Genomic DNA, 6856 nt, shown 5'->3' with positions numbered 1-6856 from the left:
TCCAGGAAATTCTCGGGTGTACTTGATGCAGGCAGCGTGGACCTCGGTGCCGGCCTTGGTGGTTCTCGCCCGGCCGGGGAGCCCGGCCTATCTTGGGCAGAGCCGCAAAGAGGTCTTTCAGCCAGCACAGTGGTAGGTCGGGGTCTGGGGGCGGGGATGCCTCTCGAAAATATCTCTGCAGGAGGGAGGGCGTAGGAGGGGCAAAAAATCCGACGGAGCAAAAAACTTAGCGGCTGACGAAGGAAGCCGCTAAGTTTTCTTGCGAAGCGGATTTTTTGCCCCGACTAGCCCGACCGGGCAGAATTTGAGAGAGGCATCCCCGCCCCCAGACCCCGACCGGGCAAAAGCGCCAAAGCCGGCAGCACCACAAAGCTCCCCCTTTTCTCACTTGAAGAGCACAAAAAAATCGAAGTAGTACAAGGACAAAGGAGTTCAGACCATGTCGACCAACTTCAAGCCCTCCCACGAAGAAGAGGAATTCATCGCCCGCCAGGAGATCGAGAAGCGCCAAGAGCTGGCCGAGAAGGTCAAAGCCGATATGGCGGCCGCCGAGCTGGAAAAACTCAAGCAATTACATTGGCATCACTGCGCCAACTGCGGCTTCGAGATGCATTCGATCGTCTATAAGGGCCTCACCATCGAGAAGTGCCCCAACTGCAACGGAATCTTCCTCGAGGCGGGCGAGCTCGAGCGCATCGCGGGCAAGGAAAGCGGCTTCTTTTACAACGTCCTCGACCTGTTCAAATTTTAAAGGACACCATGATCAACCGCGAAACGATCCTGAACATCGCCAAGCTGGCCCGGCTTCAGCTTTCCGAAGCCGATATCGGCAAGTACACCGAGCAGCTCAACAATATCCTCGGCCACGTCGAGAAGCTGAAGCAGCTCGACACGTCCAAGATCGAGGCCACCACCCACGCGGTCGAAGTGCCCAACCCCTTGCGAGCCGACGAGGTGAAGCAATGCCAGGTGATCGACGCCGTCCTCGAGATCTCGCCGGACCATGAGGCCCACTTCTTCCGCGTCCCCAAGGTGATCTAATGGAACTCCACCACCTCACACTGGCCGAGGCGGCCGAAAAGCTGGCCAAGAAGGAAGTCTCTTCGAAGGAGCTGACCCAGGCAACTCTCAAGCGGATCGCCGAAGTCGATCCCAAGGTCGAGTCCTACCTGACGGTGACCGCCGATCTAGCCCTCCAAAAAGCCGAGGACGTCGACGCCAAGATCGCCAAGGGCGAAAAGACCGGGCCGCTCGCCGGCATCCCCTTCTCGCTCAAGGACATCTTCCTGACCCAAGGCATCCGCACTACTTGCGGCTCCAAGATCTTGCATAACTTCATCCCGCCCTATACCGCGACCTCGGCCCAAAAGCTCTTCGATCAGGGCATCGTCTTGACCGGCAAGGTCAACATGGATGAGTTCGCGATGGGCTCCTCGACCGAGACCTCCCATTTCAAGAAGACCAAGAACCCTTGGGACCTCGAGCGCACCCCCGGCGGCTCCAGCGGCGGCTCGGCGGCGGCGGTTTCGGCCGGCCTCTGCTATGCCACTCTGGGCACCGACACCGGCGGCTCGATCCGCCAGCCGGCTTCGCTGACCGGGATCGTCGGACTCAAGCCGACCTACGGCCGGGTCTCGCGCTTCGGCGTGATCGCCTTCGCCTCCTCGCTCGACCAAGTCGGGCCGATGACTAAGGACGTCCGCGACTGTGCCATCGTCCTCAACGCCATCGCCGGCCACGATTCGCGCGACTCGACCTCCTTCAAGGCCGAGGTTCCGGATTACACCGCCGCGCTGAAAAAAGATTGCAAGGGACTGAAGATCGGGGTGGCCAGGGAATACTTCATCGAGGGCACCGATCCCGAGGTCGACGCCGCGGTGAAGCAGGCCTTGGAGACCTACAAGGCGCTCGGCGCCGAAATCCGGGAAGTCTCGCTGCCCCACACCGAGTACGCCGTGCCGACCTACTACATCCTGGCGCCGGCCGAGGCCAGCAGCAACCTGGCCCGCTACGACGGCGTCCGCTTCGGCCACCGCACTGAAAATCCCAAGGACCTCTACGAGCTTTACACGAAGTCGCGCTCCGAGGGCTTCGGTCCCGAGGTCAAGCGCCGGATCATGCTCGGCACCTATGTGCTCAGCGCCGGTTACTACGACGCTTATTATTTGAAGGCTCAGCAGGTCCGGACCCTGATTCGCCGCGACTTCGAAAACGCCTTCAAGGAAGTCGACCTGCTGGTGACGCCGACCTCGCCCTTTCCGGCTTTCAAGATCGGCGAGAAAGCCGACGATCCGATTCAGATGTATTTGAGCGACATCTTCACGATCAACGTCAACCTGGCCGGCCTGCCCGGCATGAGCCTGCCCTGCGGCATCAGCAAGGGCGGGCTGCCGATCGGCATGCAGCTCATCGCCGGCCATTTCCAGGAAGAGAAGATCTTCCACGCCGCCTATGCCTACGAGCAGGCGAGCGAATGGCACCGCAAGAGGCCGCCGCTATGACACCATTCGAAACCGTCATCGGGCTCGAGGTCCACGCCCAGCTCAAGACCCAAACCAAGCTCTTCTGCGCCTGCTCGACCGAGTTCGGCCGGCCGCCCAACACCAACACCTGCGAGGTTTGCCTGGGCCTGCCCGGCGTCCTGCCGGTCCTGAACGGCAAAGCCGTCGAGTACGCGGTCAAGGCCGGCTTGGCCACCCATTGCCGGATCAAGCGCAAGAGCGTCTTCGCCCGGAAGAATTATTTCTACCCCGACCTGCCCAAGGGCTACCAGATCAGCCAGTACGAGTTCCCGATCTGCGAGAAAGGCTATCTCGACATCGAGTTCGACGGCCAAGGCAAGCGGGTCGGCCTGACCCGGATCCACATGGAAGAGGATGCCGGCAAGTCGGTCCACGATTTCGGCGATCCCGCCTATAGCCACGTCGACCTCAACCGGGCCTGCGTGCCGCTGATCGAGATCGTCTCCGAGCCCGACATGCGCTCGTCCAAGGAAGCCAGCGCCTATCTCAAGCGGCTCCGCGACATCTTGGTCTATCTCGACATCTGCGACGGCAACATGGAAGAAGGCAGCTTCCGCTGCGACGCCAACGTCTCGATCCGGCCCTTCGGCCAGGAAAAATTCGGCACCCGCTGCGAGCTGAAGAACATGAACAGCTTCCGCAACGTCGAGCGGGCCATCGAGTACGAAGTCAAGCGCCAGGAAGCGCTGATCCTCGACGGCAAGCAGGTCGTCCAGGAGACTCGGCTCTGGAACGCCGACAAGGGCGTCAGCGAGTCGATGCGCTCGAAAGAAGAGGCCAACGACTACCGTTATTTCCCGGATCCCGACCTGCTGCCCTTGATCGTCGAGGAGAGCTGGGTCGAGCAGATCCGCAAGAACCAGCCGGAGCTGGCCCACGAGAAGAGCCAGCGCTTCGCCAAGGACTACGCCATTCCGGCCTACGACGCCGAGGTGCTCACCGCCGAGAAGCCGGTGGCCGAACATTGGGAGGCCGCGGTCAAGCTCTCGGGCGTCGAAGCCAAGAAGGTCAGCAATCTCTACATGACCCACTTGCTCAAGCTGCAGAAGGATTTCCCCGAGACCTTCGATAGGATCAAGCCCCAGATCGTCGCCGAGGTCTTCAAGCTCAGCGAATCGGGCCAGGTCAGCGGCGGCATGGCCAAGGAGATCTTCAGCGAAGTCGCCGCCACCGGCAAAACGGTGGCGGCCATCGTCGAGGAGAAGGGCTTCGTCCAGGTCTCCGACACCGGCGCCATCGAAAAGATCATCGACGAAGTCATCGCGGCCAATCCCAAGCAACTGGCCGATTTCCGCAGCGGCAAGGACAAGCTCTTCGGTTATTTCGTCGGCCAGACGATGAAAGCGCTCCAGGGCAAGGCCAATCCGGGGATCGTAAACGATTTATTGACGAAGAAATTGAAAGGCTAATTCCCCCTCCTTTGTAAGGAGGGGGTCAGGGGGAGGTAGAGAGACTGCTATGACGCTAAATTTCGCATCACCGCAAATTCTCTACCCCTCCCCAACCCTCCCCTTACAAAGGGGAGGGAGAAAGACTCTATGAACTTCTTCACCCTCCAATGGCAGGACGACGCGGTGGTCATGATCGACCAGCGTAAGCTCCCCAACGAGGAGATTTACAACACCTATCGGACGGCCGAGGAGGTCGCCGAAGCCATCCAGACCATGGTCATCCGCGGCGCGCCGGCCATCGGCGTCGCCGGGGCCTTCGGCATGGCCTTGGCCGCCAACCATTCCAAGGCCAAGGACCGCGAAGCCTTCTTCGCCGAGATGGACAAGGCGGCCGAGCTATTGATCAGCCAGCGCCCGACCGCGGTCAACCTGGCTTGGGCGGTCAAGCGGGTGCAAGGCTTCTACCGTCAACAGAGCGACAGCAACCTACTGGTCCTGCAGAACAAGATTTTGGAAGAGGCCCTCCGGATCTTCGAGGAAGACGTCCGGATGTGCCGCCAGATGGGCGAGAAAGGCGCGCCGCTGATCGAGGAAGGCAAGACCTACCTCACCCACTGCAACGCCGGCGCGCTGGCGACGGCCGGCGAAGGCACCGCCCTTTCGCTTTTCTACGAGGCCCAACGCCGCGGCAAGAAGTTCAAGGTCATCTCCTCCGAAACCCGGCCTTTCCTGCAGGGAGCCCGGCTGACGGCTTGGGAATTGAGCAAGAACGGCATCGACGTGACCTTGGTCACCGACAACATGGTGGCCCACCTGATGCGCCTCGGGAAAATCCACGGGGTGGTGGTCGGCAGCGATCGGATCGCGGCCAACGGCGACGTCGCCAACAAGATCGGCACCTATGGCGTGGCGGTCCTGGCCAAGCATCACGGAATTCCCTTCTACGTGGTGGCGCCCTCCTCCACCGTCGACCTAGCCACGCCCGACGGCGCCCACATCCCGATCGAGGAACGGAAGAGCGAGGAGGTCACGGCCTTCTTCGGCACCAACACCGCGCCCAAGGGCATTCAAGTCTTTAATCCGGCCTTTGACGTGACCCCTCATGAATTGGTAGAGGCCATTATTACCGAGCGAGGCATCCATCGGATGCCGTACACGGAGAGCCTAAAGGATTTGTCATCCCGAGCGTAGCGAGGGATCCCTGCGGAGCCACTTAGCATTAAGGACTCCGCAAAGATTCCTCGTCGCTTCGCTCCTCGGAATGACACGCAAGGAGACCCAAGATGCCCGCGGTGCAAAAAGTCGAGAAGATCTGGTTGGACGGAAAAATGATTCCTTGGGACGACGCCAAGGTCCACGTCCTCACCCACACCCTGCACTACGGCATGGGGGTCTTCGAAGGGATTCGCTGCTACGAGGGCGAGGGCGGCAAGAGCGCCCTCTTCCGGCTCCAAGAGCACATCGACCGGCTCTACGATTCGGCTCACATCCTCTTGATGGAAATCCCCTTCCCCAAGGAGCAGATCCTCGAAGCCTGCAAGGACATCTTCCGCGTCAACAAGCTCAAGGCCGGCTACCTGCGGCCGCTGGTCTTCGTCGGCGACGGCGAAATGGGCTTGGCCGCCAGCGGCAACCCCACCCGGGTCGCTATCATCGCCTGGCCATGGGGGACCTATCTCGGCGACGAGGGCGTGAAGAACGGAATCCGGGCCAAGGTTTCGAGCTATGCCCGCCATCACGTCAACGTGACGATGACCAAGAGCAAGGCCGTGGCCAGCTACGTCAATTCGATCTTGGCCAAGCGCGAGGCCCTGCTGGCCGGCTACGAAGAGACCGTCATGCTCGACACCGAGGGCTTCGTCTCCGAGGCCAGCGGCGAGAACCTTTTCATGGTGAAGAACGGCAAGGTCCTGACGCCGCCGACCACCTCGGCGCTCCAGGGAATCACCCGCGACGCGGTCATCGAGCTGCTCAAGGACCACGGACACGGGGTGAAGGAATGCAACATCACCCGGGACGAGCTTTACGTCTCCGACGAGATCTTCCTCACCGGCACCGCCGCCGAGATCACCCCGGTCCGGGAGCTCGATCATCGCCGGATCGGCAGCGGCAAGCCCGGGCCGATCACCCAGCTGGTCCAAAAAGAATTTCACGATTTGGTCCGAGGTCGGGGGAAGAAGCACTCGGAGTGGTTGAGCCCCTTGTAAAATAGACTGTAGGGGCAGGCCTTGCGCCTGCCCGAGAGCACCGCGCATCGGGCGACCGCAAGGGTCGCCTCCTACAAAAAGAAACGGCGCACCGCCTCTGGCTAAACGGGGTGCGCCGCAGAGCCCCTCTTAATACCTACTCTCCCCAATCAATTCATCCCTTCGCGAAACAGGCGCCTTAAAGCCTCGTGGGAAGTTCCCACTTCCCGCAAGGAGCTTTGCCCCAGGGTCGGCTCGTTCATATCGTGAACCATGGCTTCCAGATTCTTATACATGATCACGCCTTGGCGAAAATTGGGGAGGAATAGGAATTGGTAGGTGTCTTTCTTCTTGAAGGAGGGTGCCGGCGTCGGAGCCAAATACACGCCGCCGCAAGAGAGTATCTCACCCTTTTCTTCCAGCAATTGCTGGTCCGGAGACTTCTCTTCGTTGATGACCAAGGTGCCGCATTCCGTTCCGGGCCTTCGCGTTGTGTTCATCTTTTTGACTCCCTCTCGAAAGGACCTGCTGCCTTACTCTCTCATTGAGAATATAAAGCAACCGATGTGCCAGACTTTGGGAGACCAAGAAAGAATTATATGTACAAATTAATCTAGATTAAATTTAGGGATTTAGATTTATCGGTGTCCAAATATGTACATAAAACAAAAGAGCGCATGTTTCCTGTCAATTGAATCCCTAGTCAATTTATCAAAGTGATTGTCAATTGTTTGACGATAAGTACAGAAATGACTCG

At 59.8% G+C, this 6856-nt stretch carries 7 protein-coding genes; 6 read left to right on the top strand and 1 reads right to left on the bottom strand.

What is annotated here, in order from left to right; translation table 11 throughout:
* The first annotated feature begins 439 nt into the window (after positions 1 to 439).
* The 6 genes from VJR29_13210 (at position 440) to ilvE (ending at position 6120) form a co-directional block, all read left to right on the top strand.
* Entirely contained in the window at positions 440 to 751 is a 312-nt protein-coding gene (locus VJR29_13210) for a zf-TFIIB domain-containing protein (GenBank protein ID HKY64366.1), read from the top strand.
* Between the two features lie 8 nt (positions 752 to 759).
* The gene (gatC, locus tag VJR29_13205; protein HKY64365.1) at positions 760 to 1041 is read left to right on the top strand and encodes an Asp-tRNA(Asn)/Glu-tRNA(Gln) amidotransferase subunit GatC; all 282 of its coding nucleotides are present in this window, start codon (positions 760 to 762) and stop codon (positions 1039 to 1041) included.
* Positions 1041 to 2501: an Asp-tRNA(Asn)/Glu-tRNA(Gln) amidotransferase subunit GatA gene (gene gatA / locus VJR29_13200; protein HKY64364.1), complete on the top strand. Its 1461-nt coding sequence runs from the start codon at positions 1041 to 1043 to the stop codon at positions 2499 to 2501. Before gatC ends, gatA begins: the two co-directional genes overlap by 1 nt.
* Positions 2498 to 3931 carry an Asp-tRNA(Asn)/Glu-tRNA(Gln) amidotransferase subunit GatB gene (gatB, locus tag VJR29_13195; GenBank protein ID HKY64363.1) on the top strand — a complete coding sequence of 478 codons (1434 nt, stop codon included), beginning with the start codon at positions 2498 to 2500 and terminating at the stop codon, positions 3929 to 3931. Before gatA ends, gatB begins: the two co-directional genes overlap by 4 nt.
* A gap of 129 nt (positions 3932 to 4060) precedes the next feature.
* A complete protein-coding gene (gene mtnA, locus VJR29_13190; GenBank protein ID HKY64362.1) occupies positions 4061 to 5104 on the top strand; it encodes an S-methyl-5-thioribose-1-phosphate isomerase in 1044 nt (347 codons plus the stop codon).
* Positions 5105 to 5196: 92 nt separating this feature from the next.
* Entirely contained in the window at positions 5197 to 6120 is a 924-nt protein-coding gene (gene ilvE, locus VJR29_13185; GenBank protein HKY64361.1) for a branched-chain-amino-acid transaminase, read from the top strand.
* Positions 6121 to 6269: 149 nt separating this feature from the next.
* Here the strand turns inward: ilvE and VJR29_13180 are convergent, their stop codons facing one another.
* Complete coding sequence (locus VJR29_13180) at positions 6270 to 6599, bottom strand: hypothetical protein (GenBank protein ID HKY64360.1); 330 nt, start codon at positions 6597 to 6599, stop codon at positions 6270 to 6272.
* Positions 6600 to 6856 lie beyond the last annotated feature (257 nt).

The sequence above is a fragment of the bacterium genome (assembly GCA_035281585.1).
In the GTDB taxonomy this organism is placed as follows: Bacteria; UBA10199; UBA10199; order DSSB01; family DSSB01; genus DATEDP01.
The sequence above is the reverse complement of the archived record's forward strand: the minus strand, read 5'-3'. Positions and strand labels throughout refer to the sequence as shown.

Excerpts from the sequence above, each read along its gene's own strand:
- ilvE (HKY64361.1), top strand. The coding sequence starts at position 5,197 with ATGCCCGCGGTGCAAAAAGTCGAGAAGATCTGGTTGGACGGAAAAATG.
- VJR29_13180 (HKY64360.1), bottom strand. The coding sequence starts at position 6,599 with ATGAACACAACGCGAAGGCCCGGAACGGAATGCGGCACCTTGGTCATC.
- VJR29_13210 (HKY64366.1), top strand. The coding sequence starts at position 440 with ATGTCGACCAACTTCAAGCCCTCCCACGAAGAAGAGGAATTCATCGCC.
- gatC (HKY64365.1), top strand. The coding sequence starts at position 760 with ATGATCAACCGCGAAACGATCCTGAACATCGCCAAGCTGGCCCGGCTT.
- mtnA (HKY64362.1), top strand. The coding sequence starts at position 4,061 with ATGAACTTCTTCACCCTCCAATGGCAGGACGACGCGGTGGTCATGATC.
- gatB (HKY64363.1), top strand. The coding sequence starts at position 2,498 with ATGACACCATTCGAAACCGTCATCGGGCTCGAGGTCCACGCCCAGCTC.
- gatA (HKY64364.1), top strand. The coding sequence starts at position 1,041 with ATGGAACTCCACCACCTCACACTGGCCGAGGCGGCCGAAAAGCTGGCC.